Genomic DNA, 15,186 nt, shown 5'->3' on the forward strand with positions numbered 1-15,186 from the left:
TGGACTCCAGAGTGCGTTTAGAAGTTTTATGTGAAGATCGATTAGGTCTGACCCGTGAGTTGCTGGGTATCCTCGCGACCAAAGAAATCGACCTCAGAGGGATTGAGATCGATCGTCGTGGCATCATCTACCTCAATTGCCCTGAAATCGAATTTGATGATTTCCGTGACCTCATGGCACAAATCCGTTTAATAAGCGGCGTTACAGATGTGCGAAAAATCCAATTTATGCCAAGTGAAAGGCAAAGCACGGAGCTCATGGCGTTGTTGGCTAATTTGCCTGATCCTGTTTTGTCTGTGAGCTTAAAAGGCACCATAGACGTCGCAAACCACTCAGCCCATGATTTGTTTTTTCATCAAGGTGCAGAACTCATCGATGAACCGATAGGTCACTACATACCGCAATTCAACTTTGCTCGCTGGCTAGAAGAGAGCAGTGCACGCTTTCGCGACTCGGTTGTCATCAATGGTCTAGATTACACGCTAGAGGTGATGCCGGTGTACATTACTGGCGAATCTAACGATACGGTTTTAGCCAGTGCGGTAGTCACGTTGAAAAACCAACAACCAAATGTGCAAAGCGATCCTTTCTTGTCGGAAAGCAATAACCTAGGCTTTGAACACTTTGTAGGCAGCTCAAATCGACATAAAAGCTTGATGGCGCAAGCCAAAAAACTTGCCACTATGAGCCAACCATTACTTATTGAAGGTGAAACAGGTACGGGTAAAGAGATGCTGGCGCGAGCATGTCATAACCGCTCAGAAAGAGCGAGTCACCCATTTCTTGTTTTAAGCTGTGCTTCAATGCCAGATGATGTAGCCGAAACCGAGCTGTTTGGTCATGCTCCAGGGACGTTTAACAATCAAGCAGGGCACGTAGGCATATTTGAGCAAGCCAATGGCGGAACGGTTTTTCTCGATGAAATTGGAGAAATGAGCGCGCACCTGCAAATTAAGCTTTTACGCTTTTTGCAAGATGGAACGTTTCGTCGCGTTGGTGAAGAAAAAGAAGTGCATGTTGATGTTCGAGTTATTGCTGCTACCAAGCAAATGCTCGTTGAATTAACGGAAACAGGCGTTTTCCGTGAAGATTTGTATTATCGCCTTAACGTTTTAAGTTTGCATATCCCAGCCTTAAGAGAACGCAATGCGGATGTAGCCACCTTGTTGGATCTCTTTGTATCTAAATACGCCCATCAATTAGGGATTAACAAACCAGCCATTAGTGAAAGTGCACTCGATGAGCTCAGCCAGTATCCATGGCCGGGTAACATTCGTCAGCTCGACAATATGGTTCTAAGAGCGATGACTCGATTATCCGGCGATACGCTTCAAATTGATGATTTTGAACTTCCATCAATTGAGCAATCTAATGCGTTTGTCGGCATTAATATGGATGGATCGCTCGACGAGATCATGAAGTCCTATGAGTCTCAAATTCTTCAAAACTTATACCAATCATTCCCTTCCAGTCGCAAGTTGGCCAAACGCTTGAATGTGTCACATACATCCATTGCTAACAAATTACGCGATTACGGAATTAGGAAGCCCTAGTCATGAGTTCATTCATAATGCATGCGTCTTGCAACGGTGTGATTGTGCGTACAGCTGAACCCGGTGACGCAAAAAAAATCAGTGAATATTTCAGAAGAAATAAAGCACATTTGAAACCGTGGGAGCCTAAACGCGAAGAGGCATTCTTTCGTGAAGATGGGTGGGCACAGCGATTAATAAAACTCCATGAGCTTCATCGGATGGGATTGGCGTTTTACTTGCTTATCATCGACGAAGAAACGGACGAAATGATGGGGACAATTTCTTTTAGCAATATATCTCGTCACCCTTTTCATGCATGTAATGTCGGTTACTCTGTTGCAGAATATCATCAAGGAAAAGGCGTGATGAAAACCGCGCTCAAAATATCCTGCGATTGGCTATTTGAAAATCAAAATTTGCATCGTATTATGGCCGCTTACATCCCTACTAACCAGCGTAGTGAAGGGGTTTTGAAGCACCTAGGTTTTCAACTTGAAGGGACGGCAAAAGATTACTTGCTTATTGACGGTAAGTGGCGAGATCACAACCTAACTTCATTGATTAATCCTAACTGGCGCGAAAAGCCAGATTACTCTAATTAATAAAGGAAACACATGTCCTATTTGTCCTTGGATGATTATCAACGCAAATGGATTTTTACCCATCAGTCGATGCCTGTTCCTGAAGCAGAACTGAGCCATATAAAGCCCATGACACAAGCGCGAGCGGCGCAGCTTTGGAAAGAAAATATCAGTGCTCAAAGCCCTGACTCTGAACGTCTTAGCTCTCAAGACTGGCCAATGAAAACAAGTAATTGGTTACATGAAGTCGATTGGATGCAAGATTGGGATTCCGATATAGAAGACTTGCCCGCTGAAGTTTTGGAACACATTGATTGGCAAGATGATGTCACCGTCTATTTCTGTTACGAGAAGTACAACGTCATTGAGACAAAATGGGTATTCTTTAAGAGACACTGGAAGAATTTCCTTTTTTATGATGACGGACCGATCTTAATTGCTCGCCGTCGCAATGAAGCACTTTGGTTTAGCGGGAATGGTAACGTAAAAGTGGGTTATCGAAATAAGCCGTGATGAACCTTTAGAGTTTGAACTTAAGAAACCGCCATGCATTCATGGCGGTTTTTTTGGCTTTGAAATTTCTCAATATGAGAAATGGTGAAAGAAAGTGAGCTTTATAGTAAAAAACTAACACCCATAATGTATTGATAAGTCATATGTAATGTAAAAAATTGATATTTGACTCGCAAAATGGTGGATCATCTTAGAAAGAGAACTAGCATTATTTTTAGGGTTGATTTTACCCATAATAAAAATAAGGGGATTTAAAAATGCTAGTTAGGAAACATTTTCTGTCCAAGTTAACGAGACTTGGTTCTGTCTCTTTCGCTGTATCGTTAGGTTGCCTTTTAGTGGCATTTGGAAGTACCGCAGGCACCATAAAAGTGGGCATGTCCACAGCATTGGAAGGTCCTGCTAGTGGCTTAGGTACCAATGTGAAAGCGGGTGTCGAAAGCTATTTTAAGATGGTTAATGATGCTGGTGGCGTAAATGGCAACAAACTGGAGTTAATTGCAATTAATGACGGTTATGAACCTGGAAAAGCAGCCAACAATACGCGAGCACTGATAAACGATCACAACGTGGTTGCTATGATCGGCAATGTTGGTACACCAACCGCGGTTGTCACCGTACCCATCGCTAACGAATTGAAGGTGCCACTCATAGGAGCCGTAACCGGTGCTGGCTTACTCCGCCAAAGCCCTCCAGACCGATATATTATTAATTACCGGGCGAGTTATGCACAAGAAACAGCCGCAATGATTGATGGCTTACTCGGTAGCGGCATCAAGCCAGAAGAAATCGCATTTTTTACTCAAAAAGACGGGTATGGCGATGCGGGTTATAACGGCGGTGTGAGCGCACTTAAATCTCATGGTTTTACAGACATTGGTTCTATTGCTCATGGTCGTTATGAGCGAAATACCACAAACGTAGAAGATGGGTTAATCACGGTTTTAGATGCAGAAGTAGAACCGAAAGCCATCATTATGGTTGGTGCATATAAGCCTTGCGCAGAGTTTATCTCTTTGGCTCAAGAAGAGTTACCCGATGCTCTGTTCCTAAACGTTTCGTTTGTCGGCAGTGTGTCTTTGATGAAAGAGCTAGGAGAGAAGTCTGAAGGCGTCATTATCACTCAAGTCGTACCGCACTACGAAGCTGATTTACCCACCGTCAATGAGTTTAGAGCGTCCCTATCCAGTTACAACAATTCAGTTCCGCCTTCATTCTTGGCACTAGAAGGTTACCTTGCAGCAAAAATTCTTGTGGATGGAATAAAAAGCAAGTCAGGTATCTTGAACTCAGAAGACATCGTTAATGGTATCCAAAGTTTAAGTAATTTTGATTTAGGGATCGGAACCAAAAACATGTTAGATGCGACTCATCATCAGGCGAGTAACGATGTTTGGCCGACTCAGATCAAAGGTGGTCAGTTCGTGAAACTGAACTGGAGCGAACTGTAAGCGTAAGTGAGGTGGTGTATGTCTTCGAGTAAAGTGAATGCAAAATTATCAATAAAGCTGCTTGTCTTTTTATTATCGGGAACCAGCTTAATCGCGATTGCTGTTTTGCTGACAATGTCCCTGTATTCAATGCAGCGGAGTGAAGTTGGGCAGCAGAAGTTGGGCACGATGTCGACTCTACAAGAGTCTATGGGGCTGGCTCAAGAATCTGTGTTCACTTTGCTTTCGAGGACAACCACCATCCTCTCTTCACTGAAAAGTGAGGAGTTGACTAACCTACCTGATATCTCTCATGCAGACGAAGAATTTAAACTTCTGCTGGATAAATTCGAAGTGGCGATACCAGGGTTAATCGATCGCGCTTCTCTAGAGGCGTCTTTTAAGCACGATATTGAAGAAACAAATCTTTTGATGGCAGAAAAGCGAGAACAACTTGCAGATGAGTTTATGCTTCGAGAAAAGATCACGAGTTTTAGCGTTGTGCAGAAAGATCTGCAAAGTGCCATAGATAGCTTGGACGGGAAAATCGCTTTTGCGATAAAAAGAAATGAAAGGAAGCTAAAACGAACGCTAAAAAGTAAAACATTGGCAGACGACCCTAAAAAGGTCGCAGACTTAATCAAGTACTCTAATGAATCACTGAGTAGTAGCGCTGTCGTGGCAAAAAATAATGTGTCTAAGCTGCGGTTTGATATTGCCGCATTAGGTGGGTTGGTTTGGAAAGCGGCAGCTGCTGAGCAAGTGGATACCATTATTATTATTCAGGCGAACCAAGTTAAGCAGATACTCGATGGCATTAACAAGAAAATGTCTTCGATTAATGGCTATGTTAATGAGATCAATAAATATCAAAAGGAATATCAAAAGCTGGAAGCGCTTTTGAACCAATTTTTATTGATCGCATTTAATGACAAAGCATCCATATTTTACCTCAAGCGCCACATCATTGAACTCGGCGAGAAAATTCGCGGAGAAGTGATGGAAGTGAACCGTACTGGGGAAATCTTAAGCAGTAAACTTCAAGAAATTTCTAGCAGCGTAAATGACCTTAAGGATAAAGAGTTAGAGTCTGCGACGCTCGTATTGCAAAGAAACAAGCTGATATTAAATGTGGTTAGTGGTGTGGTGATACTTTTCACCATTCTCATCAGTATTACCGTCGTTCGACTCATATCAGGATCACTTAGGTCTTTGTCGGATGCATTAGAACAAATTGCGCAAGGTGAAGCGGACTTAACGGTTAGGCTAGAGAAATCGAAACTCAAAGAGCTCGGAAAGATCGGCGATTTATTCAATCATTTTGTCAGTCGCATTGAGAAAGTGATTGTCGAAGTATCAAGCATGACCCAGCACCTAGATAAGTCGGTAAATACATTAGTGGATGAGTCCAAGTATTCTCGTGACTTGGTGGTTCAGCAGGATGTCGAAACTAAACAAGTCTCCTCCTCAATGGAGAAAATGCTCTTGGTCGTTGAGCAGGTTAAAACCAATATTAGTTCAGCAGATGAAGCATCAAACGTCGCCCGTGAAAACGGGAAATCGTCTTCAAAAGAATTGGAAAGTGTCGTGGCCAATATTCAGCGGCTTGATGATGTTATGGGTAATGCCGATCAAGTCATGCGAGAGCTGAAAACTCGATCTGATTCGATTAGCTCTGTATTGGGGGTTATTTCTGAAATAGCTGAGCAAACCAATTTACTGGCACTTAATGCGGCAATTGAATCGGCTCGCGCCGGAGAGCATGGAAGGGGGTTTGCCGTTGTTGCTGATGAAGTAAGAAGTTTGGCAGGACGAACTCAGCAGTCGACACAAGAAATCGGAACCATTATTGAAGATTTACAGCAAGGAACAATGAATGCCGCAAAAGAAATCGATGAAGCGGTAAAAATGGCGGATGAGGTTAGTAAGTTAGTCAATCAAGCTAACGATTCAGTGAACGTCAGTGTCGATTCAATTACAGAAATTGCTCATCGCTCGTCGGACATTTCCCGAGCAGTAGGCGAGCAGGTCAACGCTTCTGAAAGTGTCCAAGAAAGTATCAGTGTGATGCAAGGGAACACAGAAAAATCACTGGTGAGCGCAGGTAATGTAGACGAGTTGAGTGAGAGCTTAAATCAACTCAGCGGATCTTTAAGAGATCTCGTCGGTCAGTTTAAGTGCCAAGCGTCATAACATAGCAGCGTATTACGCATACTGGTTTTTACTGTATAAAAAAACAGCTTTTTCTTGACTCGTACTTTCAAACTTCTATACTGTATGTGTATACAGTTTTTATAGGAGGGCTGAGTATGTTGTGGGAAACAATGGAAAGGGTGAACAGATTACGTCAGCAAGCATTGGCTGATCCCGAATTTATCAAGGCTGCAAAAGAGCATGAAGACGCATTGAAAGCAATGGCGAAAGAAGAAGCGATTGTTCGAAAGAAACGCTTGAAAGCAGCGCAGGAAAACAAACTAAATCGTGGACCTAAATTGTTGTCAGATATTTATAGTGAGTCAGTATTTGGTGCCAACCCAACGGGTGAACAGCACTGATTCAAATATCAATCTTACTTTTAGGCGTATCACTATATTAATGAATAAAACCAGCTTACGAAGATAGCTGGTTTTTTCTTTCTCAACACAGCGAATATAGACCTAAGCTTCATTCTCATTGCACCTCCCTCTCGAATTTGACTTTTCCTAGTAGAGATAACTGTTTGTATTGCCTAGACTTGTCATAAAGCTTCCAAATTAGGCAATCTCATGCGTTCCCAGTTACTATTTTTGATGCATAAGGCATATATAAAAGCACTGAAATTCGCAGCTGACATTATTCCGATCCCAAAGCCGACTCTGTTTCAAGGAAAGGATTCGCACAAGCAGCTGTGTCACTCTATTTCATTACTTGGCATTAAGCGTGTTCTTATCGTTACTGATGAGGGGATTTGTTCATCTGGCCTACTGGAAAAGTTGGAATCTGAATTGGTGCGAGCCAGCGTCGAATACTCGGTGTTTAAAAAAGTCACACCAGATCCAACATACGATCAGGTTGAACTCGGTTTGGAACAATATCGACGTGACCACTGCCAAGGAATATTGGCATTGGGAGGGGGCTCCCCAATCGATTGTGGGAAAGTCATCGCGGCGAGGGTGACCAATAAAAAATCCATCAAACGCTTAACTGGGTTACTCAAAGTTTGGCGTGCGCCAGCCCCACTTTTTGTTATGCCCACAACGTCGGGCACCGGGTCTGAAGTTACGGTTGCAGCGGTAGTCTCTGATCCGATTTCTCATCAAAAAACACCACTAATGGATCCGAAATTGGTTCCTATGCTGGTTTCGTTGGATCCTGCTTTCTCAATGGGTTTGCCTCCACATATTACCGCTCATACTGGTATGGATGCGTTAACTCATGCCATTGAAGCGTACATATCAGTAAATGCGAGCCATGAAACGAACGGGTACGCAAAAGCTGCCATCACCCTAATTCACGAGAACCTAGAAAAAGCCTTTATCTATGGTCAGAACAGTGCGGTTCGCCAGAATATGTCGCTTGCTTCATACTATGCTGGTTTAGCCTTTACGAAAGCAAGCCTTGGCTATGTTCACGCCATCTCACATAACATTGGGGCTAAGTACGGTACGCCTCACGGGTTAGCGAATGCCGTGATATTGCCGCATGTCTTAGAGTTTTCTAAACCGGCGGTGACCAAGCAGCTGGCCGAACTTGCAGATCTTATTCATGTCAGTGAGCCCAAAAGCACCGAGAGGATGAAAGCCCAAGCGTTTATACAGTATGTTCAAAGTCTTCAGTCAAAACTTCATATACCTGAAAAGCTGGATAAACTGGTGGATGAAGATATTCCGGAGATCGCAAAAGCGGCATTGTACGAGGCACAATGGAATTACCCTATACCTAAACAGATGAACCAGCATCAGTGCGAATTGCTTATTCATAAACTTCTCCCATCGACTTAGAAGCGTTTTCTTAAGCACAAGCTTGAGTATAATTTTTGCCGATTCCAGAATTGGCATTGAAGTGATTTATGCCTAGTTCTAAAGGCAGCTCAACTCCTATTCCATTTCCCATTCTAAGTTGCACTCGCTACCTAGCACCTTTAGGTGATTGGGGCATACGTTCGCGTTTCACTCCTTCACAAGGCTTCTTTTCCATTTTTTACATAAAACTTGTAAAGGGAGTTGATCTGATTAAATAATTAACTTAATGTAAACAATCTTAATGTGAAGATATATTAATCCAGTTAGAATCAGAAAGTGTTTAGGAGAGAAGCATGAAACTAGCAATCATATCTGGAAGCCATCGAGCACAGTCGCAAAGTTTGAAAGTAGGGAAGTTTCTTAAATCTCTCAGTCAGCAGCATGACTTTGAAGAAGCCAAAGTGTATGACCTTCATGAACTCAATTTACCAATGTGGAATGAAGGCGTATGGCAGGGCAGCGAAGAGTGGCAGCCGTGGCGTGACGTTGCTGCTGAACTAAAAGAAGCAGACGCATTTGTATTTATTACACCTGAATGGCATGGAATGGCAACCCCAGCAATAAAGAACTTTTTAATGCTGACAACAGCCAATGAATTGGCTCATAAACCCGCGTTACTTGTTAGCGTCACCGTGAGCATCAATGGTGTGTATCCCATCAGTGAACTGAGGCTGAGTGGGAGCAAAAACAATCATGTTTGCTTTTTGCCTGATCACCTTATCTTTAGAAATAGCCAAGAACTTTTAGACGAAGAAAATAACTGCACCGATGAAGCGTTTGGTAAGCGTGCGAATTACACCATGTCTCTACTTTCTGCATACTCACATGCTTTAGCGCCAATCCATCGAGATATGTTAGAAGCGGGCAAAGAGTTTACCTACGGCATGTAGATAAGGTCTAGAATCAAACGAGTTTAGCTCTCCAGCCCGAAGTATGGCGTTATGTACTTTCCATAACGCGATGCTTAATCCGGCTAAGTCCTACAGGGGTGACGCCAAGGTATCGGGCAATATCATTTTGGGTCACTTTTTCAATCAAATCAGGTGAAGTTTCAAGAAGCTTTTCATAACGTTGCTGTGCGGATAAACACAGTAAATCCCTTTCACGTTGCTCTTTTTTCATTGCGAACTTTAGCAATATCTCTATGACATCTTTAGACAGCTCTTGATCGGTCAAACTGGCAGAATGCAGCGCTTTAAAATCAAATCGGACTAATGTACACGGCTCTAAGCAAATCAAGCTAAAAGTATTTTGCATCTGTGCATACGCCGCCGACATACTCCCAATAACATCTCCTATCTGCAGAAAGGATTTTATCGTCTCTTTGCCTTCGCTTGTTATGTAGTAGGCCTTAAGCATCCCCTCTTTGATGACGTACATAGAAGAGTCGGAATCTCCTTGCCTAAATAAGTGGTCACCCGTTTCTTTATGCAGTGCTGTACCGTTTTGCTCAATAAAACTCAAAAAATTCATCACTTTTAACCCAGGTTAACGCTCGCCTGCTGGCAAAGCTCTAAAGTCCTTTTCATGAAGCTTAATGCATTCAGTTGAATTGGAGAAGTAAATGGAATTAACAAATAAAAAGATCATCATTACTGGCGGAACATCGGGTATTGGGCTCGATTTAGTGCGTATGTTGAGTAAGCGAAACAGGTTAATAGTCATTGGTCGAGATGCAGCAAAGCTAGCGAAGTTATCGGCAGATTTTAATGTAGCAACGTATCAGGCTGAGCTATCAGATATCAGTTCCGTTGAATGGATCGCCAGCTCCATCATCAAAGACCATAAAAAGATTGATGTACTCATTAACAATGCTGCTGTGCAATATACCCCGAGTTTTACAAGCCAGAATTTCAAATACGAAAATATTCAGCGAGAGATCACCACAAATTTCACGTCTGTATGTTGTTTAACCTCTTTGCTTTTGCCAAGCCTAATGAACGCCCCTAAGGCGGTCATTCTCAACGTCAATTCCGGATTGGCTCTTATGCCTAAAACAACATCCGCCATATATTGCGCCACTAAGAGCGCGTTGAACTCTTTTTCTCGGTCGCTTCGATACCAACTAGAGGATACCAATGTTCAAGTGTTGCAAGCACTCATGCCTTTGGTCGAAACCAAGATGACGGATGGTCGAGGGAGCGGAAAACTGACTTCGGAAGAGGCAGCCAATCGGTTAATTGAAGGGATAGAGAAGCAAATAGAAGACAACGATATTGGAAAAGTAAAACTACTACGGTGGCTAATGCGCTTGTCGCCAGGAGCCGCGGCAAATTTGATGAAGCGAGCATAACCATGAAAGCAATGATAGGGCTGATAGGAGGCTTAACAATGGGAACCATTTCAGAGGCAAGTGGTATCGAGATAAACGTGACTGGTATAGATGTTGATAGGGGAGGAAATCTTATTGTCTTCATTTTTGGTGAAGATGGTTTCCCTAAAATTCACGCAAAGGCTTTGCAAACTCAAACCCAATCGCAGCTTAGTACAGCTATGTCTTTTACGTTCGATATTCCACAGCAAGAAATCGCGATCAAAATACTCCACGATGAGGACGAAGATGGAAAAGTGACGAAAAATTGGACAGGTATTTACCCCGCTGAAGGGTTGGGTTTTTCAAAGAAGCAAAAGGTGTCGCTCACTGGTGCCCCTGTATATAAGAAATCCAAGCTAGTGAGATCCGAGTTCGAGTCGGGTGTGAACATTGAAATGGTGTATCCATAGGAGGTTTAAATGACATCTTTAATCAAAGTTATGCTGATTGTGGCAAGTATATTTACCTCTACTTTTATCATTTTAAAAGTCGCGGGTGTACTCAGTATTGAGCAAATTGAATCTTGGCTGACGTACGCGAAATCCTTGTCACCTATTTACGTAGGAGGAATGACAATATTACTGCTCTTTGCTGATTTGTTTGTCGCGATGCCGACGCTAACGATCACCATACTGTCGGGCTATTTTTTAGGCCAGTGGTATGGTGCGCTCGCAGCCGTACTTGGAATGATGCTTGCGGGGTGTATTGGTTTTGTTTTGGGAAAACGATACGGCCATCGAATATTGGCTTTTATTGTCAAAGATGAGGAAAAAATTCTAGAAGTGAGAGCCGCATTTCAGAGCCACGGTTTTACTATGATTTTGTTATCAAGAGCGGTGCCGATATTGCCAGAGGTGACAGCGTGTCTCGCTGGAATGACTGGAATGTCATTCTCACGTTTTATTACAGCTTGGTCACTCAGCACCATTCCATATTGCTTGATCGCTGTTTATTCGGGATCTATAAGCTCTCTCGATAACCCTAAGCCTGCCATTATTACCGCCGCATTACTCACGTCTGGTTTATGGTTAGGCTGGTATTTGTTCCGAAGGTTTAAACTTCGTAGTGCGGCTGCTTAACAATGTACAGAATTTAGCAATGCATGGTATTTAGCTATGGACTAAATCACACGATTATCGCCGCAGCTATAAGCAATGATTTGGCTTATCTCAGTTAGGCTGCGTCCACTTTCTTGCTGCCACTGTGCAAAGGCATGGTTGGCGGCTTTTAAGGCGCTTTTCGTGTGGTTTCCGCTGGTTACAACCCCCGTATTTCTTAGGTGTGATTCAACATCCGAAGATAGGATAAAAGTATCTACACCGAGCTGACGCAAAGCATAAGGGCCCGTGTTACCACCTAGGCGTTTTCCATGCTTTTTAAGGTAGATCCAAAGATCGGTGATGCATTCGCTTTTCGTGTTAGCGACCATTTCTGCAAAGGAGCCATATTCATGTCTGGCTTCGTATATCATTTGAGCATTAGCTGGGATGGACATCACTTTCGTTAGATGGCGAATAATACGCGGATCTTGAGCTTTTTGTTCCCAAACGTCGTCCGATAACATCAATAAAGGCTCAACTCTGAACTGAAAGAAAATGTCCTCAAAGTTTTCCCATTTACTTTTAACAACCTTCCATGAAATCCCACATTGGAATACTTTTAACGTGAATTCTGCCAGCCAACGATCGTCTGGAATAAGAGCAATCTCTTCTGGGCTTAGGGGTTTAGAAAGTAAACTTTCGAGATTACTAGCACCGCCTTTTCTTTCCTTTGCACGTTCATAAATATTTTGGAACTTCTCTCTAGGCATTTAAATATCCTTAAATATCATGCTGGTATGTTCAAATCATGCAGTGTAGTTTTGTAAAACACCTGTACAAATGATAACTGTTCGCATTTAATGTTGAGTGATGAGGTAAGACTACACAGCTTAGTAAGGGTCTTTGACCTGTCGTTAGAGGTCAAGATCTTCATGCAAAGAAAAGGGTAAAAATATGAAAGGGTCGACGTATCTTATTTTGGGAATGATAGGTGCAGTGCTTATGTACATAGGCGACATGCTTTTGTATTTTACAGCGGAACCGCTTTCTGATTCACCTTACGCCTTGTTGATGGTAATGAAAGACGTTAGCGATACACGCTTGATATTGGGTGGCTTGATTGGACCAGTTGCGGCATTCTTTTACCTGTTTGGTTTTATTGGTGTATTTCTTAAGTTGGACGCAGGAAAAATGCGCAACACGATACTTGCTATATTCTCGCTGGCTATTGTTATTGGTGGCGCATACCACAGCCAGTTTACCAATATCGGGATGGTAGGAAAAATCAGTGAAGAAGCCTTAAAACAAAGCTGGGATGTTAGCGTGATTTATATGTACCTTGTATTTTGTATGTACGCAATTGGCGGTATTTTGTATATCTACATGGTGCTCAGAAAGCAAAGCCTTCTGTCACGCAAAGTCGTTTTATTCTCTCCTTTTCCTCTCATGTTTGTTGGAACAGCACTAATGAATGTGATGCCTCAACCGTTCATGATCATAATTGGTGGAGGCTGGTACAACATAATGATGCTGATATTCTTTATGTCCGTTTATGTGGGTAACAAGCAATATGTAGCGGAACAGGCTACAGCGTAAGTTAAAAGAATCGACAAGATTTTTAAGCATCAAAGCCTTGCAATGCAAGGCTTTGATGTTTTTTAGTGGCGGATGAATATCGCTTCTTTAGGAGGTAGGGCGCTATCACTCGAGAAGCGACTAAGCGCCAATCACACCACCGTCTTTTTTCGTAATCATAATGACAGACGAGCGAGGGATACTCTTTCCACCGTCTGGGAAATGTGATGGCGCCAAATCTTCCCCTGGGTGCTGAACGCCAATAAACATGGTTTTATGATCTGGCGAGAAGGTCAAACCTGTGATTTCGCAGGCAATTGGTCCGGTTAAGAAGCGGCGGATCTCCCCAGTTTCAGGGTCACTGCACAGCATTTGGTTATTTCCCATACCTGCAAAGTTACCTTCATTTGAGTATTTACCGTCTGTTTGAATCCAAAGTCGACCAGCTACATCAAACCCAATACCATCTGGACTGTTGAACATATTGTCTTTATTGATGTTGTCCGATCCAGCCATTAAGCCGGATTGATGCACTTCTGGATTACCTGCCAGTACGTAGATATCCCAATTAAATGTATCTGATGTGTGGTCGCCACCAGTTGGTCGCCAGCGAATAATGTGACCATAGGGATTCTTTTCTCGTGGGTTTGCCACGTTCAACGGCTGGTTTTCTCTCACGCCACGGTACTTGTTATTGGTTAATGTGCAAAATACCGATTTCTGGTCAGCGTGAACCGCTACCCATTCAGGGCGATCCATGGTGGTTGCTCCGACTTGAGTAGCCGCCATACGAGCAAAGATCATAACGGATGCGGCATCTGGAAACCCATTTTCAGGTGTCAGCCCGTTTTTGCCCCACGTCAATTCTAGCCATTGACCTTGCCCGTCGGTTTCACCTTCTTTGCCATTAAATTTCGCGACATACAGGGTACCGTCTTCCAGCAGATCTTTATTGGCATCGGAGCCTTTTACATATTTGTTCTTTGACACAAACTTGTAGAGGTGTTCGCCTCGTTCATCATCACCAAGGTAAACAACAGCATGTCCGTCATCGTTGATCATTAGCGCGGCATTTTCATGCTTAAAGCGACCGAGTGCGCTGCGCTTTTTCGGAGTGGAATTTGGGTTCATAGGATCAATTTCGACCACCCACCCAAAGCGATGTGGCTCATTTGGGTGTTTACTTACGTCGAAACGCTCATCGTGTTTAAACCAATCGTAACCCCAGTCTTTGTCACGTACGCCATAACGCTTGTAAGTATCACCCAGTTTGGTTTCTTTTTCGGCAGCAAAATACCCATTGAAGTTTTCTTCACAGGTAAGATAAGTGCCCCATGGTGTTTGACCATTTGCGCAGTTGTTGTAAGTCCCTAGTATTTTCTTGCCCGATTTGTCTGCAGCCGTCTTAAGTAAACTGTGTCCAGCGGCAGGTCCGGTCATTTCCATTTCAGTAAACGCGGTGATTCTACGGTTCAGCGGACCTTCTAAGTTAATTTGCCACTTACCATCTCTTTTCATTAACTCAACAATAGAGACACCGTGCGCTGCTTGTGATTTTCTAGCGTCATCAGCGGTAATGATTTTACCTTGGTGGGGGTAGAGATATTCGTTATTGGTATATTCATTATTTACTGCAAGTACTGCACGAGTATCCGACAGCGGGAAAAACGTCATGCCATCGTTGTTATCACCAAACTGCATCTCTTGTGCTTTGGATCCACTACTTTGATTAAATTCAGGGGCATTTTTGAATATAGGATCCCCCCAAGAGACAAGCACATCCGCTTGATAGCCTTTGGGTACTTCTATGGTATCTGCGGTGGAAATAGGAATGGCATCAAAGCCCATTTTAGTCGAGTGTTTAGAAGAAGCGTTCGCCATGGCTTGGCTTAACGGTGTTGCCGCAAAAAAGCCGACAGTACCTGCCGCTCCTGTTGCTTTCAAAAATCGACGGCGAGAGAGGGCTGCTTCAACGATCTTGTTGAATTCAGGCTCTTCATCCAGTGTACGTTGGTCGTGGTGTTGGTCAAATTGAGTCACAGTGCTTCCTTACTTTCAGTTTTTATCCCCAATTCGTCCGCTCTAGATATGTGCTTAAATGCTTCAGCGAGCTGACGGAGGTTCTTATAGAGTCGCTATAGTGAGTAGTGAGCGTTGCAGATTCTTGACAGTTTTCTGACGCTATTGTGTAACTCAT

General features: G+C 43.1%; 15 protein-coding genes. 12 read left to right on the top strand and 3 right to left on the bottom strand.

The genetic code is table 11. From position 1 onward, the window contains the following. Positions 1–11 precede the first annotated feature (11 nt). The 8 genes from tyrR to CW749_RS22810 all read left to right on the top strand — a co-directional run bounded on the left by tyrR (position 12) and on the right by CW749_RS22810 (position 8,950). Positions 12–1,553 (top strand): transcriptional regulator TyrR, encoded by a 1,542-nt coding sequence (gene tyrR, locus CW749_RS22775; protein WP_101114693.1) that lies wholly within the window; start codon positions 12–14, stop codon positions 1,551–1,553. Positions 1,554–1,555: 2 nt separating this feature from the next. Beyond that, complete coding sequence (gene rimJ, locus CW749_RS22780; RefSeq protein WP_101114694.1) at positions 1,556–2,137, top strand: ribosomal protein S5-alanine N-acetyltransferase; 582 nt, start codon at positions 1,556–1,558, stop codon at positions 2,135–2,137. 12 nt (positions 2,138–2,149) lie between these two features. Continuing rightward, the gene (locus CW749_RS22785) at positions 2,150–2,629 is read left to right on the top strand and encodes a DUF2947 domain-containing protein (protein WP_101114695.1); all 480 of its coding nucleotides are present in this window, start codon (positions 2,150–2,152) and stop codon (positions 2,627–2,629) included. 257 nt (positions 2,630–2,886) lie between these two features. Then, positions 2,887–4,080, top strand: a complete 1,194-nt coding sequence (locus tag CW749_RS22790; RefSeq protein WP_201797030.1) for an ABC transporter substrate-binding protein — start codon at positions 2,887–2,889, stop codon at positions 4,078–4,080. An 18-nt stretch (positions 4,081–4,098) separates the two neighbouring features. Beyond that, positions 4,099–6,252 carry a methyl-accepting chemotaxis protein gene (locus CW749_RS22795; protein ID WP_101114696.1) on the top strand — a complete coding sequence of 718 codons (2,154 nt, stop codon included), beginning with the start codon at positions 4,099–4,101 and terminating at the stop codon, positions 6,250–6,252. A gap of 116 nt (positions 6,253–6,368) precedes the next feature. Then, positions 6,369–6,614: a hypothetical protein gene (locus tag CW749_RS22800; protein ID WP_101114697.1), complete on the top strand. Its 246-nt coding sequence runs from the start codon at positions 6,369–6,371 to the stop codon at positions 6,612–6,614. A 210-nt stretch (positions 6,615–6,824) separates the two neighbouring features. Then, positions 6,825–8,039 carry an iron-containing alcohol dehydrogenase gene (locus tag CW749_RS22805; protein ID WP_101114698.1) on the top strand — a complete coding sequence of 405 codons (1,215 nt, stop codon included), beginning with the start codon at positions 6,825–6,827 and terminating at the stop codon, positions 8,037–8,039. A gap of 314 nt (positions 8,040–8,353) precedes the next feature. Next, positions 8,354–8,950 (top strand): NAD(P)H-dependent oxidoreductase, encoded by a 597-nt coding sequence (locus tag CW749_RS22810; RefSeq protein WP_101114699.1) that lies wholly within the window; start codon positions 8,354–8,356, stop codon positions 8,948–8,950. Between the two features lie 49 nt (positions 8,951–8,999). On the opposite strand, the gene CW749_RS22815 is transcribed toward CW749_RS22810, so the two are convergent. After that, entirely contained in the window at positions 9,000–9,533 is a 534-nt protein-coding gene (locus tag CW749_RS22815; RefSeq protein WP_101114700.1) for a Crp/Fnr family transcriptional regulator, read from the bottom strand. A gap of 91 nt (positions 9,534–9,624) precedes the next feature. Here CW749_RS22815 and CW749_RS22820 point away from each other — a divergent pair, with 91 nt between their 5' ends. The 3 genes from CW749_RS22820 to CW749_RS22830 are packed head-to-tail and all read left to right on the top strand — an operon-like array spanning position 9,625 to position 11,453. Continuing rightward, positions 9,625–10,353, top strand: coding sequence for an SDR family NAD(P)-dependent oxidoreductase (locus tag CW749_RS22820; protein WP_101114701.1), 729 nt, complete (start codon positions 9,625–9,627; stop codon positions 10,351–10,353). A gap of 2 nt (positions 10,354–10,355) precedes the next feature. After that, positions 10,356–10,784 carry a DUF2141 domain-containing protein gene (locus CW749_RS22825; protein ID WP_237322544.1) on the top strand — a complete coding sequence of 143 codons (429 nt, stop codon included), beginning with the start codon at positions 10,356–10,358 and terminating at the stop codon, positions 10,782–10,784. 9 nt (positions 10,785–10,793) lie between these two features. After that, positions 10,794–11,453, top strand: a complete 660-nt coding sequence (locus tag CW749_RS22830) for a VTT domain-containing protein (protein ID WP_101114702.1) — start codon at positions 10,794–10,796, stop codon at positions 11,451–11,453. Between the two features lie 41 nt (positions 11,454–11,494). On the opposite strand, the gene CW749_RS22835 is transcribed toward CW749_RS22830, so the two are convergent. After that, positions 11,495–12,184 (bottom strand): DNA-3-methyladenine glycosylase I, encoded by a 690-nt coding sequence (locus tag CW749_RS22835; protein WP_101114703.1) that lies wholly within the window; start codon positions 12,182–12,184, stop codon positions 11,495–11,497. Between the two features lie 184 nt (positions 12,185–12,368). On the opposite strand from CW749_RS22835, the gene CW749_RS22840 reads away from it, so the two are divergent. After that, a complete protein-coding gene (locus CW749_RS22840; protein ID WP_101114704.1) occupies positions 12,369–13,010 on the top strand; it encodes a DUF6796 family protein in 642 nt (213 codons plus the stop codon). 120 nt (positions 13,011–13,130) lie between these two features. Here the strand turns inward: CW749_RS22840 and CW749_RS22845 are convergent, their stop codons facing one another. After that, complete coding sequence (locus CW749_RS22845) at positions 13,131–15,029, bottom strand: PhoX family phosphatase (protein WP_101114705.1); 1,899 nt, start codon at positions 15,027–15,029, stop codon at positions 13,131–13,133. Positions 15,030–15,186: the final 157 nt, after the last annotated feature.

The organism is Vibrio sp. vnigr-6D03 (genome assembly GCF_002835515.1).
GTDB classification, from domain to species: Bacteria; Pseudomonadota; Gammaproteobacteria; order Enterobacterales; family Vibrionaceae; genus Vibrio; species Vibrio penaeicida.

Excerpts from the sequence above, each read along its gene's own strand:
- CW749_RS22830 (WP_101114702.1), top strand. The coding sequence starts at position 10,794 with ATGACATCTTTAATCAAAGTTATGCTGATTGTGGCAAGTATATTTACC.
- CW749_RS22810 (WP_101114699.1), top strand. The coding sequence starts at position 8,354 with ATGAAACTAGCAATCATATCTGGAAGCCATCGAGCACAGTCGCAAAGT.
- CW749_RS22840 (WP_101114704.1), top strand. The coding sequence starts at position 12,369 with ATGAAAGGGTCGACGTATCTTATTTTGGGAATGATAGGTGCAGTGCTT.
- CW749_RS22815 (WP_101114700.1), bottom strand. The coding sequence starts at position 9,533 with ATGAATTTTTTGAGTTTTATTGAGCAAAACGGTACAGCACTGCATAAA.
- CW749_RS22835 (WP_101114703.1), bottom strand. The coding sequence starts at position 12,184 with ATGCCTAGAGAGAAGTTCCAAAATATTTATGAACGTGCAAAGGAAAGA.
- CW749_RS22790 (WP_201797030.1), top strand. The coding sequence starts at position 2,887 with ATGCTAGTTAGGAAACATTTTCTGTCCAAGTTAACGAGACTTGGTTCT.
- CW749_RS22800 (WP_101114697.1), top strand. The coding sequence starts at position 6,369 with ATGTTGTGGGAAACAATGGAAAGGGTGAACAGATTACGTCAGCAAGCA.
- CW749_RS22795 (WP_101114696.1), top strand. The coding sequence starts at position 4,099 with ATGTCTTCGAGTAAAGTGAATGCAAAATTATCAATAAAGCTGCTTGTC.
- CW749_RS22820 (WP_101114701.1), top strand. The coding sequence starts at position 9,625 with ATGGAATTAACAAATAAAAAGATCATCATTACTGGCGGAACATCGGGT.
- rimJ (WP_101114694.1), top strand. The coding sequence starts at position 1,556 with ATGAGTTCATTCATAATGCATGCGTCTTGCAACGGTGTGATTGTGCGT.
- CW749_RS22825 (WP_237322544.1), top strand. The coding sequence starts at position 10,356 with ATGAAAGCAATGATAGGGCTGATAGGAGGCTTAACAATGGGAACCATT.
- CW749_RS22785 (WP_101114695.1), top strand. The coding sequence starts at position 2,150 with ATGTCCTATTTGTCCTTGGATGATTATCAACGCAAATGGATTTTTACC.
- CW749_RS22805 (WP_101114698.1), top strand. The coding sequence starts at position 6,825 with ATGCGTTCCCAGTTACTATTTTTGATGCATAAGGCATATATAAAAGCA.